Source organism: Lacibacter sp. H407 (assembly GCF_037892605.1).
Lineage (GTDB): Bacteria > Bacteroidota > Bacteroidia > Chitinophagales > Chitinophagaceae > Lacibacter.
On sequence record NZ_JBBKTU010000001.1, the window covers coordinates 1940728 to 1959385 of the forward strand.

At 41.4% G+C, this 18658-nt stretch carries 15 protein-coding genes; 6 read left to right on the forward strand and 9 right to left on the reverse strand.

The genetic code is table 11. The features are described from left to right. Window positions 1-21: 21 nt before the first annotated feature. Window positions 22-1581, reverse strand: a complete 1560-nt coding sequence (locus WG989_RS08450; RefSeq protein WP_340428665.1) for a peptide ligase PGM1-related protein — start codon at window positions 1579-1581, stop codon at window positions 22-24. Between the two features lie 188 nt (window positions 1582-1769). Here WG989_RS08450 and WG989_RS08455 point away from each other — a divergent pair, with 188 nt between their 5' ends. From WG989_RS08455 to WG989_RS08470, 4 genes are all read left to right on the forward strand, one after another. Continuing rightward, window positions 1770-2513, forward strand: coding sequence for a LiaF transmembrane domain-containing protein (locus tag WG989_RS08455; RefSeq protein ID WP_340428666.1), 744 nt, complete (start codon window positions 1770-1772; stop codon window positions 2511-2513). A gap of 114 nt (window positions 2514-2627) precedes the next feature. Further along, the gene (locus WG989_RS08460) at window positions 2628-2981 is read left to right on the forward strand and encodes a DUF4288 domain-containing protein (RefSeq protein ID WP_340428667.1); all 354 of its coding nucleotides are present in this window, start codon (window positions 2628-2630) and stop codon (window positions 2979-2981) included. 43 nt (window positions 2982-3024) lie between these two features. Beyond that, on the forward strand, window positions 3025-4038 hold the full coding sequence (locus WG989_RS08465) for a sensor histidine kinase (protein WP_340428668.1): 1014 nt from the start codon (window positions 3025-3027) through the stop codon (window positions 4036-4038). Between the two features lie 59 nt (window positions 4039-4097). Beyond that, window positions 4098-4841 (forward strand): LytR/AlgR family response regulator transcription factor, encoded by a 744-nt coding sequence (locus WG989_RS08470; protein WP_340428669.1) that lies wholly within the window; start codon window positions 4098-4100, stop codon window positions 4839-4841. 411 nt (window positions 4842-5252) lie between these two features. On the opposite strand, the gene WG989_RS08475 is transcribed toward WG989_RS08470, so the two are convergent. Continuing rightward, window positions 5253-5858, reverse strand: coding sequence for an anhydro-N-acetylmuramic acid kinase (locus WG989_RS08475; RefSeq protein WP_340428670.1), 606 nt, complete (start codon window positions 5856-5858; stop codon window positions 5253-5255). Between the two features lie 160 nt (window positions 5859-6018). On the opposite strand from WG989_RS08475, the gene upp reads away from it, so the two are divergent. After that, window positions 6019-6669 (forward strand): uracil phosphoribosyltransferase, encoded by a 651-nt coding sequence (upp, locus tag WG989_RS08480; protein ID WP_340428673.1) that lies wholly within the window; start codon window positions 6019-6021, stop codon window positions 6667-6669. 119 nt (window positions 6670-6788) lie between these two features. Beyond that, window positions 6789-7802, forward strand: coding sequence for a PorP/SprF family type IX secretion system membrane protein (locus WG989_RS08485; RefSeq protein ID WP_340428674.1), 1014 nt, complete (start codon window positions 6789-6791; stop codon window positions 7800-7802). On the opposite strand, the gene WG989_RS08490 is transcribed toward WG989_RS08485, so the two are convergent. The 7 genes from WG989_RS08490 to WG989_RS08520 all read right to left on the reverse strand — a co-directional run bounded on the left by WG989_RS08490 (window position 7799) and on the right by WG989_RS08520 (window position 18638). Beyond that, a complete protein-coding gene (locus WG989_RS08490; RefSeq protein ID WP_340428676.1) occupies window positions 7799-8662 on the reverse strand; it encodes an SDR family oxidoreductase in 864 nt (287 codons plus the stop codon). The genes WG989_RS08485 and WG989_RS08490 overlap by 4 nt on opposite strands. 450 nt (window positions 8663-9112) lie before the next feature. Continuing rightward, window positions 9113-10639, reverse strand: coding sequence for a DUF4394 domain-containing protein (locus WG989_RS08495; RefSeq protein ID WP_340428678.1), 1527 nt, complete (start codon window positions 10637-10639; stop codon window positions 9113-9115). A gap of 119 nt (window positions 10640-10758) precedes the next feature. Next, window positions 10759-13131 carry a PQQ-dependent sugar dehydrogenase gene (locus WG989_RS08500; RefSeq protein WP_340428679.1) on the reverse strand — a complete coding sequence of 791 codons (2373 nt, stop codon included), beginning with the start codon at window positions 13129-13131 and terminating at the stop codon, window positions 10759-10761. A 243-nt stretch (window positions 13132-13374) separates the two neighbouring features. Continuing rightward, complete coding sequence (locus WG989_RS08505) at window positions 13375-15216, reverse strand: lectin-like domain-containing protein (RefSeq protein ID WP_340428680.1); 1842 nt, start codon at window positions 15214-15216, stop codon at window positions 13375-13377. A gap of 603 nt (window positions 15217-15819) precedes the next feature. Then, window positions 15820-16371: a hypothetical protein gene (locus WG989_RS08510; RefSeq protein WP_340428681.1), complete on the reverse strand. Its 552-nt coding sequence runs from the start codon at window positions 16369-16371 to the stop codon at window positions 15820-15822. Window positions 16372-16376: 5 nt separating this feature from the next. Next, entirely contained in the window at window positions 16377-16847 is a 471-nt protein-coding gene (locus WG989_RS08515) for an RNA polymerase sigma factor (protein ID WP_340428682.1), read from the reverse strand. A gap of 159 nt (window positions 16848-17006) precedes the next feature. Beyond that, window positions 17007-18638 (reverse strand): amidase, encoded by a 1632-nt coding sequence (locus tag WG989_RS08520; protein WP_340428683.1) that lies wholly within the window; start codon window positions 18636-18638, stop codon window positions 17007-17009. Window positions 18639-18658: the final 20 nt, after the last annotated feature.

The following is an 18658-nucleotide window of genomic DNA, read 5'->3' on the forward strand; positions in this document are numbered from 1 at the left end:
ATGAATGTGAATGAGTGATCCTCATTCACATTCATTGTTCAATACTTCTACTACTTTATTGTAATATTCAACGGCCCGTTCAGGTGTGCTGCCAATGGAAACAAGTCCTACTTTTCCGTATTGCGACAACGCACTGATCAAGTGAAACATCACACCTTCTTCCAACGCATTGCTGTAGTGTAAGCCATTGATCATTGCAATTTCAATCAGGTCGTGTGGAGTAAGACCTTTGTAGCAATCACGTTGCAAATTATCTGTTGTAAAATAATAGCGCTTCTTTCCATCGGGCATAAAGTATTCTCCTTTTTCAGGATCATAATCTCCTTCAGTTAAAAATTGCAACATGAGATAGGGGTGTGTGGTGCCGCCTTTTCGTAAGTTGATCTCAAGTGCGTAATGAGTAAAGCTATCGCCTGTTTTTGTACTCATGAAATCAATCCCGAATCGTCCAAGAACACCCAACTCTTTCATACCTTCTGCAATGCGATGGCCCAAGCGACCAATTTCTGTTGCATAGGCTTTATCAGCAGGAAAAGTAGCACCTAAAAAGATCTGGTTATTATCGCCGCCAAGCATTTGATCGTGTGTTGATAATACAGTCACATTACCCAACGGGTTAATACGGCATTGTACAGAAGGTGATGTAACAAGTTCTGCTTCCAGAAATTCTTCCACAATGCCTTCCATTTCTTCAAACTTTTGAAAGAACACTTCACTTGTAAGATTTGCTGCAACAATTTTCAATTGTTCATCAAGATGTTCGCTGATCCAGCTATACAATGAATCATCGGCAGGTGCATTCTTGTAAGAAAACACGGCGTTACCTTCACCGGAAAAACCATCATTCATTTTTACAACCGCTTTCTGTAATGCGGGGTGGCGTTGTTTCAGCAGCACAAGACAATCGATCACTTCAGTTTTATTTTTTACATCTTCAAAACCATCGGGTGTACGGATGTTTAGCGATTTGAATAATTTCCTGCCTGCACTTTTAGTTCCTAAGTAATTCAGATCAGGATCGCAACCATAGATGGGAATATTCAATTTCAATGCAAGCGATTGTTCATATTCCGTAACATTAAAACAAGTGATATGCGCAGGCGCATGCGGGTCAATATGATTTCTGATCCGTTCGATCAAACGAGGCCTGTTCAAAATTTTTTCAGTGAGTGGAACAGATGAAGAATCAAAGCAACTCAATAAAGTAAGCCGTTGCCTTGCGTGATAACCTGTAATGCCGGGTAACAGATGCAGGTAGTAGTCAATAATTGCAGGATCGATCGGTACACTGGTTACATAAATAACACGTGTACGGGGCATACGCAGCAACATCAGTAAGCAAAGCAAACGCTCTTCATAAAACACATGTCCTTTTACTTTTGAAAGGATGGTATGATCGAGCGTAAGGCTTGGAATGACCACAACAGTTTTTGCAGCCAGTTTATCAGGGAACGTTGTTCTGAATTGTTCACCGAGTTGATCTTTCAGTTTGTTGAATAGCTCTTTCTCATTTGCAGAAAGTGTATGCACCGATGCAGGTGCAATTGCTGTGTGCGGGTGTTGCTGAATAATGTTGGGCATCCCACAATATATAAAATGAACAACAGGAAGTCAAGCCTGCTGCTAAACAGGCAAAGTAACAGGTTGCAGCTTACCGACGGGATACTGTCGTTCACCGATTTTTAGCGGCTGCTTCTCTATCAACTGTTGCCCATTGTTTGATGTGATGATAGTTTTGTTCTAAATTCATAAAAATGACAAGCAATTGTATGGGAACAAACAATAGATCAAACGAAAAGTGGATCGGGTTAACAATACTTGGAGTAGGTGTACTGATTCTGTTACGCAATCTCAATCTTCCGATTCCAACGGTTTTCTTCTCCTGGCCAATGATCTTAATTGCTATCGGCTTAGTGGTAGCACTGAAGGATAATTTTAAAGGGAATTCGTGGATCATCCTGATGGGATTGGGTGCCTTCTTCCTGTTTATAAAAACACATCCGGAATGGAACCTGCGTATATTCATTGCACCGGCTATTCTCATTGCGATTGGCTTAAGTTTTTTGTTCCGCAGGAAAGGCGGGTTCATTATTGATAAGCGAAAAGATTCCATTACAACGGAAACGATTCCTTATACAACCGATAGTTCCACTTCCGGAACCACTGCTGTTGAAGACGAAGATAAGATTGATGTGGCAGCAGTTTTTGGAGCGGTAAAACGAAATGTGTATTCAAAGAATTTCAAAGGAGGCGAATCAGTGGCTGTGTTTGGTGGTTCTGAAATTAACCTGGCCCATGCTGATTTTAACGGCACAGTAAAACTGGAAGTGGTGAATGTTTTTGGAGGCACTACCTTATTTGTTCCGGCGCATTGGCAAATACGTAGCGAAGTAGTGGCCATTTTTGGTGCCATTGAAGATAAGCGTCAGCGACCTGCCGGCGTAAGTACAGATAAAATATTAGTGATCGAAGGCTTTGTGATGTTTGGCGGCATTGATATCAAATCGATCTGATTGTAAACACTGCATATTTTCAAATGAACAATTTTTAGTTCAAGTACGAATGTCGAAGTTAGAAATACGTACTTCTGTTAACCATTAACCTTTATCATCTAATCAACTGCATTCATGAACTGGTATCTAGTTAAAATGGTTTTTCAAATCATTTGCGGTAATGGAAAACATACAGCACAGTTTGAAGAACAATTACGTTTAATTCAGGCTGCTGATGCAAACGGAGCTGTAAACAAAGCAACGCTGCTTGGGAAAAAGGAAGAGCAAATGTTCTTCAATCATGCGCAACAAACTGTTTGCTGGAAACTGATCGCTGTCACCGACATCTATCCGTTTAATGCAGAGCTGGATGGAGCAGAAATTTTTTCACGTATCAGTGAAGAAGAACAAGCTGCATCGTTTATACATACGATGCAGATGCGGTCGACTGATGTTGCGGAACGCATCGCCGGTATTTATCAATCCTAAACAACTGTAAGTGGCTATTTCACCTTTTCGTACACGGCAATTCATGATTCCCTTCTGCATCAGTTGGTTCATATGGATCAGTGTGCAGGAATTGGCGTTGTACCAAATGGGATTAACCTGGTTTGAAGCGTTAACCGATAGCATTGTAAGTAATAGTTTGCTGATTTATGTCTCGATGTTGATGTTCACCATTCTACGGTTTTATTTACCCCGCACCAACAGTGTGTTGAATCTTTTTATGTGGGTGATATTACTTACAACAGGTTGGTTCTTTGCAACTGATAAATTACTCGATTGGATCTATGGAACGAATCAACACTACCAGTCAATTGTAAATAATACATGGCCCATTCGTTTTGCCATTGGTTTTTTGATCAATGGATGCATCAGTGTAATTGGTTATGCTTATTTCAACTGGCAGGAACGTGCTGAAACAGAAAAGAAAAAAACAGAGGCCGAGCAATTAAGTAAGGAAGCTGAATTGTACAAACTGCGCCAACAACTGCAACCGCATTTTTTATTCAATGCACTCAATTCAATCAATGCGTTGATTGGTACAAGACCGGGCGAAGCAAGAGAAATGGTGCAGCAACTTTCTGATTTTTTACGCACTACGTTGAAAAAAGAAGAGCAACAATGGATACAACTGGAAGATGAAATTCATTCTTTGCAATTATATCTTGAAATTGAAAAAGTGCGGTTCGGTCACCGGTTACATACGCAACTGGAATTCGATGCAACTGCATGGAAAATGCAGGTGCCGGCATTGTTACTGCAACCATTGGTGGAGAATGCCATCAAGTTTGGCTTGTATGATACAACAGGTGAAGCACGAATTTACCTGAAAGCAGATGCAGCAGATGGACAACTCATGATAACCGTTGAAAATCCATTTGATGTTGAAACGGCAGCTGCGCAGAAAGGAACTGGCTTTGGATTAAGTTCGGTACAGCGCAGATTGTATTTAATGTTTGGGCGCAATGATTTGCTGCAAACAAGTACAAAAGAAAATATCTTTATCACAAAGCTGTTGATACCACAACCAACGGGTGTCTGATATATTTGAAGTACGAAGTATGAGGTACGATAAGTGTCAGATCATATAATTTATAAGCAATGCAATACAGAGTTTTAATTATTGATGATGAACCGCTGGCCCGCAGTATGGTCAATGAATATTTGCAGACACATCCGCAGTTAATTGTTGTGGAAGAATGCAGCAATGGATTTGAAGGAGTGAAAGCCATACAGCAACACAGTCCCGATCTTATTTTCCTTGATATACAAATGCCAAAGATCTCCGGCTTTGAAATGCTGGAACTGTTGGAAGAACCACCGGCTGTTATTTTCACCACAGCGTTTGATGAATATGCTGTGCAGGCGTTTGAAAAAAATGCAGTTGATTATTTATTAAAGCCGTTTTCACAACAGCGGTTTGATAAAGCCATCAGCCGATGGATGGAACAGGATAAAGCAATAACAGTTGCAGCTACCGAACAGGTGTTGAAAGATGCAGCCAAACATCCGGCGCAGGCAGAACGTGTTGTTGTAAAGAACGGAACCAAGATCACCATTATTCCGGTGCAGGATATTCAATACTTAGAAGCAGCAGATGATTATGTAAAGATCATCACTGCAACCGGCAGCTTTCTGAAAAAACAAACCATGAGTTATTTTGAAGAGACACTCAATGCGTCTTCTTTTGTACGTACTCATCGTTCATTTATGGTGCGTGTACAGGAGATCACCCGCATTGATCCGTATGAAAAAGAGAATCATGTAGCCGTATTACGTTCGGGTGCAAAAATTCCGGTGAGCCGTGCAGGGTATCCGAAGTTGAAGGTGATGTTGGGGTTGTAGTCCTGACATTATTAATAACTTTAATTAGCTTATGTCGGTACAATAAGCTCATTTACTTGAACCTACATTTTTCGTGTTGAAGCTAACGTCGAAAATACTATCGATTATCAAAAAAATAGAATCAAAATATGAGTGGCTGGTATCTTTATAACAAGTACAGGAGTTTGTCTATAAAGCTTACCTTTTTTTTGCTTATTGTAATGGCGTTTCTTATGATCCTTAATATACTTTTTGTTTCACCAAATATTGAGTCAGCAAAGAAAGTAGATAGCTTAAATAAAATAAAAGAACCTGCAACGAATAAAAAAATCTTTGGAAATTAAAAAATTAGATCTGCTGAAATTTGATGGATTTCGACGGTACATTGAGCATACTTTGTACTTCCACCTTTGCGCCTCCCACTTTCGTCAATCACCATTCCTGCCCCACCCAAACAGCACCGCCAATACTATCACGAACAGCATTGCTGTCAGCCGCTTTGATATTATTTTCTTCACGCCAGCGGAGTAATGCAAAAAAGGCTGCATAAAATGCTTCTTTGTGTACACCCTCTGTTAACGGAAGTAATTGTTCGGCCGAAATATAAAACGAGGATGCTTGTCCGCCCAGTGCCAGATCGATCTGCTTCAACTCACTCACTACGTTCACTCCTGTAATTGCAGCAACGGCAGCGGCATCGCCCAACTGGTGCGTGAGTTTTGTGGCAGGCGAATCAATAGCCGTGTGGCCATACAATCCAATCAACTGTACCTGGTATTCCAATTGATTGGCGATAATAAATTCGTTGGCCGTTGCGGCGATCCAGTGCCCATAATCAACATGCAGTTGCATGTAATCAACAGCCGGAAGTGTAGCAGCTTTTTCCAATCGACCCCACAATTCCTGTGGGTAGGGAATAGAAGCTGTTTGACGAATTTCAACGGCCCATTTCTGTCCGCTTACTTCAAAAGAGGCGAAAACCAGTTCCAGTTGTTGTGCTGATGCATTGCTGGCAATTCCCAAAGCCCGGTAAACCATTCCGTATAAAAATTTTCGATTGCAGATTTTATTCGTCCGGCAATCCTGTTCACAATTTATCTGTTAGATTTGTAAAAGTACGATAGCGGCTTCAAGATTGATGCGTTACGCAAGGAGAAACCATCTTTCAACCACTGTCATCAATCGAAATTTTCAACCCATGGTGATCAATTTAAGTAAGGAACATTCGTTGGTAAGCAACTGGGTAGCCGAGTTACGGGATACCGAAATTCAGACCGATCGTATGCGTTTTCGCCGTAACCTGGAGCGGATTGGCGAAGTGGCTGCCTACGAAATCAGCAAGGAGCTGGCATGGGAAGAAATAGAGATCACCACCCCGTTGGGTACGGCTCCATCAAAAATGTTGAAGAATCAACCGGTACTGGCCACAATTTTGAGGGCAGGTTTGCCGTTACATCAGGGATTGTTGAATTATTTCGACCGTGCCGATAATGCGTTCATCTCAGCTTATCGTAAACATCACCGGGATGGAACGTTTGAAATCAGCCTGGATTATATCAGTTGCCCCAGTATAGAGAACAGAGTAGTGATCATTGCAGATCCCATGTTGGCAACGGGTAGTTCATTGGTAAAAACGGTGCAATACCTGCGGGATGAGGGATTGCCGTCGGAAATTCATATTGTGTGTGCCATTGCCTGTACCGTGGGGATCGAATATGTACATCGCAACGAGCCCAAAGTAAAGATCTGGTGCGGCGCCATTGACGATGAATTAACAGCGAAGGGTTATATTGTGCCGGGTTTAGGCGACGCCGGCGACCTGGCTTACGGAACGAAATTGCAGATGTAACAGAACAACCAAAACAAAAGACAGAACCAAATAAATCGACTTTTTTAAAACCAATAACCTTAACCAAAGCGAAAGCAGCATTTGAACGCTGAAAAACGTCTTTCATAACAATTGCTCTGATGAGAAAACTTATACTACTACCTCTGCTCGTGATCGTGTTGCAATCCTATGCACAGGATCCTAACTTTTCACAATTCTTTGCATCGCCTCTTACATTAAATCCTGCTTTAACAGGCAAGTTTAATGGACAGGTACGTGTAGCAGGTAACTACCGGAACCAGTGGCCAACGATCAATAATGCCTTCCGTACCGGAACAGCCTCTGTTGATTTTGGAATATTGGGTAACCGTATACCTGAGTTTGATCAGTTTGGTGTTGGTGTAATGGGTATGTATGATGTGAATGGTGATGGTGTGATGAAGAACAGTTTCTTCTCCGGATCGGTGGCGTATCACAAAGGAATTGATGAAGATGGCTTCCACCAGATCGGTGTGGGCTTCAGCGGTTCATACGCACAACGCCGGTTAGATTTCGGTAAGCTTGATTTTGAAGATGAGCTTACAAGCCTTGGTTTTACAGGCAATACGGCGGAACTTAATGGCATTAATACCGGGTTCTTAAATATCAATTATGCGGATGTAAATGCAGGTGTTATTTACAATGGCGCTACCAACGAGTATAATAATTTCTATATTGGTGCTTCGGTGTATCATATCAATCGACCCAAAGTAAGTTTTTTGGGAGCAGATTATATTATGAATCCCCGCTTTACCATTCATGGCGGTGGTTATTTTCCCATTGCTGATGCTACTACTTTATTTGTGAGTGCCAACCATCAACGCCAAGCCGGTGCAACAGAAACCATTTTTGGTGCGGCTGTTGGATTTACCGTGAACCAGGATTTTGAAAGTCCTACCGATGTATATGCCGGTGCATTTTTCCGTTATGGTGATGCATTGATTCCTTACGCCGGATTAGAATTTGGCAATTATCGTTTAGGTATTTCGTACGATGTGAATGTATCACGTCTTGCAGCTGCATCGCAACGCAGAGGCGGTATGGAAATTTCATTGATCTGGATCAAAAAATATGTTGATCCAAATCGTAAGAAGTTGAATTGTCCAAGATTCTAAGCAGATTTTTTTAGCTTCATTTTTATATAGTCAGCTAATTGCAGTTTTCCCAACTTGGGTGCAATTGTATCATGCTGCATCACTTCTAGAAAAAATGCAAACTTGTCATGCATGTTTTTATTGAACAGTTTCAGTAAAGGCAACATCGATTTTACAAGGCCCAATGGAATGGTTCTGATCTTTTTTTCCGGCTTAATTACTTTCTGTATAATTTCATTGATCTGTTTGCGGCTTACTACTTCGGGTCCTCCGATTTCAATTGTACTTACATCTTGTGTAATGGCATTGATGCATACAGCTGCCACATCAGCTTCATAAACAGGATTGGTGAGTTTATCGCCTTTGCCGATGTTTATCAATCTTCCTTTTTCTGCCAGTTCAAACAAATCAATAAAAGCACTGAAGAGGGCTGGAGGTTTTACAATGGTATAATTAAGGCCAGATCGCATCAGCCGTTCAGCAAATTGCTGGTGTACATGAAAATAGGTGAGATGAGGATAACGCTCTGCATGAAACGCAGAGACATAAATAAATTTTTTCACTCCGGCTTTTAGTGCTTCTGCAAGAATTAGTGTATTGGCGGTAAGATCAATATCCATAAAAGAAGCTGCACTGTTATCATTGATGGAAACAGATTTTCCCAATGCTGAGATCACCACATCAAAGCCATTGCAGCAATGCTCAAGTGATGAAGCTTTTGTTACATCTGCTACAAGTAGTTTACAGTTGACTGTTTGCTGCAGTATTTCTCCTTTTGTTGTATTACGAACAACTGCAGTTACATCATAGCCCTGTTTTACAGCTTCTGATGCAATGCATTTACCAAGGTTGCCTGTGGCGCCAAATAGAATGATCTTCATGATTGACAGGTTTGATCTGTTTACATTATCCGATGAATAGCAGTATGATCAAAGTAACAAAAAGCAAGCTGAGCGATAACAGGTAAAGTGAACGAAACTTCGGTTTGTGCCGAATGAGTTGTACAATTAATACGATAGGCAGTACAACTAACATCAATAACATGGGTATGGAAACTATCTCATAAAAGATACCGGTTACTTTGAACTGATATACATCAACCAACTGTATCAATAACCAGAAGAGGCATGTAAATAAACTTAACCAAAGCAATATTTTTTCTGTTTTGGTTGTTGAAGCCGTCATGCTGTTTAAAATTTGTTAACTGAATATACAACACATTTCGCTGGCAGTACCTTTCAAGCAATGCATCAGTTAGCATCATCAACATGCAGCAAATAAAAAAGCAGGGCCTTTGCCCTGCTCTTACTAAAAACTACTCACCATCAAGCTTAAAATCCTAAACCGATTGCGAAAGCGGTAATTGCACCGCCGGTGAATTCAAAATTAGCCGGTGAAGGAGAAGCCGATCCGTTGCTTAAATTGATTTTATGTAAACGTGTTTTTCCATCAACAGTTAAAACTGCCCAGGCATTTCCACTCGTGCCACCAATGTCAAAACCACCTACTGCTGTTGTATTTAAACCAAGGTCACCAATAGCAACCAGTGTTCCACTATTTGGCGGATCCTGTTTGTATAATTTATCTGCTGCCGGATCAATATCAAACAACACCGTTGTTGTTGCTCCTGCAAAATTATTTGTATAAGCTGCACCACCTACAGAAGCGCCTTCCGTTAAGCTTCCATCTACAAATGCAACTAAACCAGTTACAGGATGTACCCGAAGATTTAATCCAACATTACTTACAATGCGAATGCGGTCAACGGTTGGATTAAAATCAAAACCAAAATCAGTCCCTGTAAGCAATGTTGAAAACTGCGTACCTACTTTTGCTGCTGCACCGTTTGATGTATTGATAGTGTACAAATTGCTTTGGCTGCCCAATGCATAGAGTTGTCCGTTTGCAGGACGAAAATCGATACCAACAATTGTTTCGCCCATTGCAGTACCTGTAATTGATTTACTCACGGTAACTGGTGCATCAGGATTTAAAATGAGTAAGGTGTTTCCGTTTTGTACTGCATACGCAACAGGAAGTGTAGGAATCGCAATGCCTCTAACACTTGTTGCTCCGCCAAGCATTCCAACATTGGTTGCTTTACCGGTTGAAAGATCAATAGTGAAAACAGAAGGTGTGCTGCCACTGTTGTAAACTGCCAAGCCAATATTTTCTGCTGCTGCAATATCAAACTCTCCTGTTCCTGACAAATCAATACCCAGGTTACCAACGGCCATTAAACCTCCTGCATTTGGAGGATCTTGTTTATAAAGAATATCATTGTTTACATCAATATCAAATAACACAGTAGCAGAAGCGCCTGCTTTATTTTCAGTATAGGCTGCAGAAGAAATATTTGCATTTGCTGTGCCGCCAATATTCAACGATCCATCGGTGAATGCAACTGTTCCTGTTTCTGGATTTAAACGAAGATTTTGACCTCCCGTAGAAATTAAACGGATACGGTCAACTGTTGGATTAAAATCGAAAGCAGCTACATCGCCGGCCAATGCAGGTGTAAATGCACCTGTGCCGATGGCTCTTGCTTCGCCTGTGGTAGTGTTAATTACATAAATGCGGCTGCTGCTGCCAACACCGTAAAGTTGTCCGGTTGCCGGACGAAAATCAATTGCCAGCATTGTTTCAGCCGATTGCATACCTGAGATCGATACGCTTGAAATTGCAGTTTCAGGTTTTGATGCATCAAATTTTGCAAGGGTGTTTGTGTTGATCAATGCATAAAATTCGATCTTGGGGCCTTTGCCATTTTTATTACCATCATTGATCTTGCTACAGCTGATCGTAAGTACGGAGCAAAGAATTACAATGAGGGCAACGAGTTGAGTTGTCTTCTTCATACGTGTGAGTTTAGAACTTAGGTACGAAGAACAGAGGCATACAGATTTTCCTTTCAGGAAAAAACAAAAAAGGCTGACTCATTTCTGAGCCAGCCTATCATCGTTCATCAGGAAAAGAACTATTTATTGATCATCAATTTCTCTGTTCGTAAAATAGTACCACTTGCCGTTGTAATACGGAGCACATACATGCCACCTGGTAATTCACTTGTTTCCATACGGGTTGCAACTCCGTTTGCTGCCTGCTGCTTCACTTTGCGTCCCTTCACATCAAACAATTCAATAAGACGTCCTGCTTCGTTGCTGTAATTATACACAACAATAAAGTTGGTGGCAGGGTTCGGATAAATATCAATTGTTTTATCCTTTTTCTCTTCCTGCACAGGTTGGGTAGTTTGAACATATTGACGGAACGAACCATTGTTGAAGGTAAACTCCATGATACTGCCAGGGTTTGCCGGAGCAGTTGTTACATTGCCCGTTGGTCCGGAGGTGGAGCCACTTGAATCACAAGCCACATAAATTTTTAATCCATCGGCACTTACTACCACATCACGAAAGCGACCCATTCCACGGAAATAATTAATGGTATCGGAAATAATTTGCGAACCATCATTACTTAATTGATAACGGGTAATGGTGCCAGCTTTCAACATTGCTACAAGTAAAGAATTTTGCCAACCCGGAATCGCAGAGCTGCCGTAAAACTCAGTACCCGATGGAGCCATCGATGGCCACAACATATTATCGCCACCGGTTGGAGGATTCACAGAAGGGAAAATAGAACGCAACGGTTCTTTTGCGTTTAAGGTTGCACAATTCAATTGCTCGTTCACAACATTGAAGCCGCCAATGTTTCTGCCATTGTAATTACCATCGCAATAACCTGCTACTTGCGGCCAGCCAAAATTGCGCCCGTTCTCAATGATGTTTACTTCGTCATCACTGAAAGGACCGTGTTCGGTACTGTATAAGAAGTTTGTTCCGTTTACATTGCCCCACACCAAGCCTTGCGGATTACGATGGCCGAGAGAATATACCGCAGTCGGTTGTCCGCCACTTGTAAACGGATTATCAGCAGGGATCCAGGAGCCACTTACTAATTCTGTATTGAAGCGAAGAATTTTTCCTTCCAGGATAGAAAGGTTTTGTGAATTATTTACACGGCTGATATTATCAAACTGTCCGGCACCCATATCACCCACACTGAAATATAATTTCTCATCGGGGCCAATGGCAAGTCGTGCTGAATTATGATCGTTACTGCCGGGAATATTTTCGAGGATTGTAACCGGCTCAATTAATGTTTGAGTAAATGCATCATACGTGTAACGCTCGATCCGCATTCTTCGTACGGTTGAGCTGAGCGATTGATATGTGTAAGCGATATAGACAAATGGTTTGCCGGTGAGGAAGGCCGGGTGCAATGCAAGGCCCATCAAGCCATCTTGTCCGCCAACACGAACCATCTTGGAACCAAGTGTTAATACAATACGTTTAACTCCTGTTGTTGGATTCACAAAACTAACGGTGCCGCCAAACCGCTCAGTGTACCAGAGATTATCATCCGGTCCATATACAAGATCATGCGGCATGCGCTGTCGTGCTATAACGGTACGTACACTGAATGATTCTGATGCAAGCGTTGCAGAAAGTGTAGTAACAGGAAACACAGCACTGGTTGATTCGTTCCCAACGGCATCTTTTGCACGAACCGTCATGTTATACGTTGTGTTTGCAGCAAGACCGGTAACACTATATGAAGTGCCAATCAATGCAGCGCTATTCATCTTTACTCCATTGCGGTATACATCATATCCGGTTACTGCAACATTATCGGTTGATGCGTTCCATTTTAATACAAACGATGTGTTGGTAATAAAATCAGCTGAAACATTTGATGGGGCAGATGGGGCTTCGCTATCAGTTACTAACTGAGTGGAAAGACTGCTGCCCGGAATTACTTCACTGGGTGCAGCACTGCTTTGACCCGGCTTTGCCCAACCAACAGAAAGATTGTCGTTTCCGGTTGTTTCTTTCATCAATGCTTCCACATAATATTTTACACCGGCAACCAATACAATGCCCGCCGATTTTTGTGAAGTTGAAGCATTCCATTGACGATATTTACACGCTTTAGAAGTATATGCAATTCTTGTTTTATTCAGCGGAAGAGCTGTACTGCTTAGCCATAATTCGCCTGCATTGTCAGCAGCTATCCAGAAATAATATGTGCCCGTTGTAGGCACGCAGAGATAGCCATTCATCCTGATGCCAATGTTGTTGCCAAAGTTGGTTGGCATCTCAAACGTTGTTCGTGTGCCCGTTACAGATGGATTGTTTGGATAATTGGCATTGGAAGTAAGATTACTGATGTTGCCACCGGTAACGTTATTCCATTGTTGATAGTTGATGCTTCCCATGCCTGTACATTGAGCAGAAAGTTGATGGAACAGCACGAGAGAAAGAAATGAAAGCAGTAGTTGTTTCATTGTAATGTAGATTTTGGGGAGTTTGGTTTACTAATGTCAAATTAACTCTTTTTTTTTGATACAGAAATCGAATTAAAAAATGAAGATATGTACATGGACTAAACAATTTCAATGCTCATATACTTGTTGAGCAGACAATGCAACAAATGCAACAAAATATAATTGTTGCATTTGTTGTTGAATAGTTCTTTTTTATGTGAAGTATATTTATGAAAATTGTAATGGATCGAAAGCGGATCTTTCTTATTGTAGTAAACTGAAGTTTCCCCGAAGACGGATTTGTTTACCGGTTTGTGGATTAACAAATGCTATTTGATAAACATAAACACCGGGCGGTTGTTTCGATCCGTTGAAACTGCCATCCCATCCTTGTAATGGATCTTTTGAATTGTATAACAGAGTTCCCCATCGATTATAGATTCGCATACTGAATGCAGTTGTATTCGCTGAGCCGTTGATGCGAAATACATCATTTAATCCATCTTCATTTGGAGTAAAAGCAGATGGTATATATGTACCGCAATTTGTTATTTCCAGTAAAGCAGTTGCCGTATCGTTGCCACATGTATTTGTAACTATAACTGTATAAATTCCCGGTTGTGTGGCGTTTAAAACAGAATCAGAACTACCATCCTGCCATAAAAATTGCAGGTCTGTACCAGTTGTAACAGGATTCAATAAAATTGATTCCCACGTACAAATTTTTTCATTGGAAGTTAGTTTTACAACAGGATATTCTACAACGGTAATAGTTTTTGTAAGAGTTGGAGAGCATTGCCCTGTATCAGGTAAAAAGCTATAAGTAGTTGTTCGCTGATTGTTCAACTCCGGTTGCCAGGTGCCCCTGATACCATTCAGTGAAATTGTTGGCAAGGCAGTGATCGTTTCGTCTTTGCAAATTGTATCTGCAATTGAAAACAATGCTTCAATGGGCGAGCCTGTAACGACAGTTGCTTTTTCGGTAGTGCTGCTGCAACCGGTTTCAGAATTTGTAATGGCAACCGAATATTGACCGGAAGTGGTTACAGGAAATGATGCTACGTTACCGGGGTTTGTAACTCCTGACGGCACCGTCCAATTATAAACATAAAGAGCACTTACTGCAGGTGTGGCTATGAGGAGTGCCGGATTCACTTCACATGTAGAAGGGTTGTTTACCGAAACGATGGGGTTTGGGTTTACCGTGATTGTAAAAAAAACAGTGCGGGGATTTCCGCAGTAGTCGATGTAGTTGCAGGTGATCACTTCGTTTTTTATTGCTGTAAACGTAGCGGTCCGGGTTGTTGAAGTGGAACCATTGCTCCATGAATAATTAGTGGCCAATGCAGGGGCAGTAAGAGTGAAATTGCTTCCCTCACAAACATTGAGGTTATTGTTGTTATTACTTTCGATCCCGAACTGCTGGAGATTTTTTGAAGTGCCTGTTGCTCCGGCGATCGACCAAAAAACAAGATTGCTGTTATTGAAACGGTTCGCAATATGGTTGCCGGTTGAACTGGCCCTGAGAACATCGCTGAAATAAACATTTATTTTCTGTACCGAAGCGCTGATATATTCCCATTTGATCGCAACGGAATACCATCTTCCATTTTCAACATTGCTGCAATCATTCAGCAAGCATATAGGCAATGTATTCCCGTCCATTATGAAACCTGTTGCATCTAAAATTCCATCTGCATAAATACCTAAATGATCGTTGTTGATATCATGAAAAGCAGGAAGATCATTCCAGCTGTCAAATTCGACAATTAGAGAATTGGGAATGCCTTTTACTCCCAGCCCATTGCCGGTTGTAAGCTGTGGGTTACAAATATTGCTCATCAAAAAAGCAAAACCATCAGCACCCGTTGCATCATTCAATCCAAAATTCAACAGGAAATTGAGTGTAAAATTTTGGGTGAGATCGAGAGGGTACAGGTTGGTAGCCATACCCGCCTGCGAAAATTCATTAGGTGTGATAATGTAGGTATACGCACCAGTTTGCGAAGCATTTCCATGCGTCGAAAACTGCTGCGCCTGCACCTCATGCTGTAACAACATGAAAAGGCCTGCCACAATGGTAAAATTCAGCTTATTAATGGCCATTGAAAAGAAACGAATAAACCTGAGTGATTGTTTAAAATATGTATTTACAGGCAACAGATTCTTAGAATGGCACAAGAAATGGGGCCTGTATGAGCAAATTGATGTAATGTCCGTCGTTTGTTTTTCGGGTAATTGTAGTACATCCTGCTATCCACTTTGTAGTTGATTTTAACACGTGTACTTTCTTTACACACCCACTAAGTACAGCCACTTAGAAGCGGTGCATGCTGCTGTTTGTTTTTGAAAATACAGTTGCAAAATAGTTGGGGCGTGGGTTTGGCGGATGTACTTTTACATCATCGAAGCAGAAAACAATATCCAATTAGAAAGACCGAAAAAAATCCAAACCCAAGAACGAAGATCCAAATCCAAACCTAAAAACCAACATCCAAATCCGAACCCTGCTGAAAAGCAGCATTGAAAACCAAAGATCCAAAAGCCGCCCGTTTTAAATTACGGCTCTATGAAAACCAAGTGACTTCTGTACCCTGCGAAAAGGATAACACGGACAAGACCAAAAAGCATTGAAGTCATTAAAGCCCCCGCCCAAAACGGGGGCTTACTTTTTTTAACAATAATGTGAGAAGGATAGTAGAGGAGACATTAATCTTCTTTTGCAAAATCAGTTGCCTGCAATTCCAGTTTTGCGATCCAGTTGCGCCACACTTTATAAGAGATATGTGTTACCTGCACAAGCACCAGGATCACCCCCAGCAGAATAAAACTCTTCTCTTTGGTGAATGTGATCACCGATAGAAAAAAGGCAAGCAAACAAACACTGTATGAAAACGAAACAACAAGCGACAGCATCGACAATCGTTTCACCTTACTTAACAAATGCTGAACAGATGACCGTAGGTTTTCTTTCATTACCGGTCTTGCTAAGGAGATATAACCCATCACACCATTCAAAATGTACAGCAGTACAGACGCAAACAAAAGCAGGTTAGCGTATAATGGTTTTTTATCGCCGTCAAACCAATCGTAATACACAATTAAGAAAAACGAAAGCAGAAGAGTTTCAATGATCAGCTTGGTGCGTATGCGTTTCAATGTGGGGTGTTGATTGAGTTTGGTCATACGTACCAGATCAGCTTCTGTTCTGTAATTGCCGCCGGCATTTTGCCAGCCCGATTTTAATTCATTCAGTTCCATAAAATTCAGTTTAAGCGTTCTTTTAATTTTGTTTTAATACGGTTGAGTCTTACACCAACATTGCTTTCAGTTAACCCGGTAATGGCAGCAATTTCCTGGTAACTATAATCTTCGAGATAAAGTGAGATCACTGCTTTCTCAGCATCTGTTAAGCTGCGCAGTGCACGAAACAACCGCTGTTCATTTTCTGAGCTATTTGTATCAGTCGCATACTGAACGTGATCAGGCAGTTCTTCGGGATATGTAATATCGATCTTTGGTTTACGATATGCAGCAATGGCAGTGTTCAATGCAATTCTGTACATCCATGTACTTAGCTTCGCCTCGCCTTTAAAACCGGGGTAAGCTTTCCAAAGTTGATACACGATCTCCTGGAACAGGTCTTCCTGATCTTCACGACGATCACGATACAAGTTGCAAACCTTGTAAATGATGTTTTGATGCTGCTGAATGTCTTTTAGAAATGCCTGCTCCATGTTGCTCCTTTCTTTCTAACCTGTAAAAGTTAGACTTTCTAAACCATAGGTTGCGATATGGGAACAAAAACTTACAGAAGCTGAAATTATTTTTTAAAATAATTCAGTTAAGTACAAGGAATGTAAAGGCTGTTGCATCAAACAACGCTACAAAATCATTTATGCTGTGGGAAGTTCATCGAGAAACGCTTTCTTAAACGCCGGCTTTTGCCTGTGCTTGCCCGCCTGTTCAAATGCATAAGCCAACCCAATCAATTCAGCTTCTTTATAAGCAGTGCTGAAAAATGAAAGACCAACCGGCAATGCATACACCAAGCCGCATGGTACACTGATGTGTGGGTAACCACTCATGGCTGCAGGTGATGTGAGAAACACATCGCCCCAGCGGTCGCCATATATCGTATCAATACTGCACGCAGGTCCCATCGTTAAACCAAACAATGCATCGAGTTTATTTTCCTGTAGCACTGCATCAATGATTTTCTTTGATCCGATATGACTTTTTTCAAACGCTTCTTTATAATCTTTACTGTCGAGCCCGGCTTTTGCTTCACTCATCACCATATTCTCTTGTTTAAACGTAGGCATGATTTTGTCTTCACTTGCTTTGTTGAAGGCAATTACATCAGCAATGGTTTTTACATTGGCATTTGCTGTCGACAAATATTTATTCAATCCATCTTTAAATTCAAACTTCATCAATTCATATTCTGCGTCGCCTAATGCATTCAGTTTATCTAAGTACTCCAGTTCAATTATTTCTGCACCTTGTTGTTTCATGAGTGCAATAGCATTCTCCTGCAGTCGATTCAAAAACTGGTTTTCATATTTCTTTTTCTCCACTCCCAATCGTTTTCCCTTCAATGCATTTGCATCTAAAAACTTCGTATAATCAGTTGCTGCTTTACCTTCGCTTTCTTTGGTGATGGCATCATTCGCATCAACACCCGTTAATGCTCCCAATAAAATTGCCGCATCTTTTACCGTACGTGCAAGCGGACCAGCCGTATCCTGCGTTGCAGAAATTGGAATGATACCGCTGCGGCTCAGCAAACCAACTGTTGGTTTAATACCCACCGTTCCGTTCACCGATGCAGGACAGGTAACCGAACCATCTGTTTCAGTACCCACCGCCACTGCACATAAATTAGCAGCAACCGCAACACCCGAACCCGAACTTGAACCACATGGATTATGATCGAGGATGTAAGGATTTTTTGTTTGTCCGCCACGACTGCTCCAACCCGAACAGGATTTGGTTGATCTGAAATTTGCCCACTCCGATAAATTTGTTTTGCCAAGTAACACCGCACCTGCATCACGCAACTTCGCAACAATAAATGCATCCTTCGTTGCAACATGTCCGGCCAATGCAAGCGAACCCGCTGTTGTCATCATTTTATCGGCTGTATCAATATTGTCTTTGATCAACACCGGAATGCCATGCAAGGGTCCTCGCAGTTTACCGGCTTTACGTTCTGCATCCATTTGTTTTGCGATCGACACTGCATCAGGGTTCAGTTCAATCACCGAGTTGAGCGTTGGTCCGCTTTTATCAATAGCCGCAATACGTTGCAGGTATAAGTTGGTGAGTTGTTCACTTGAGTAGGTGCCCGCCACCATTTTTTGTTGCAGTTCATCGATTGTGAGTTCGTTCAATTCAAATACATCATCATCAGCTGCTGTTTCGGTGTTTGTTTTCGTTTCGTTTGTATTCGTGGTACAGGCAGCAGCAACTAACGTGGTGGCACCGGCCAATGTACTGTTGCGGAGAAAATCTCTACGTTTCATATGCAGTAGTTAAATGGTAT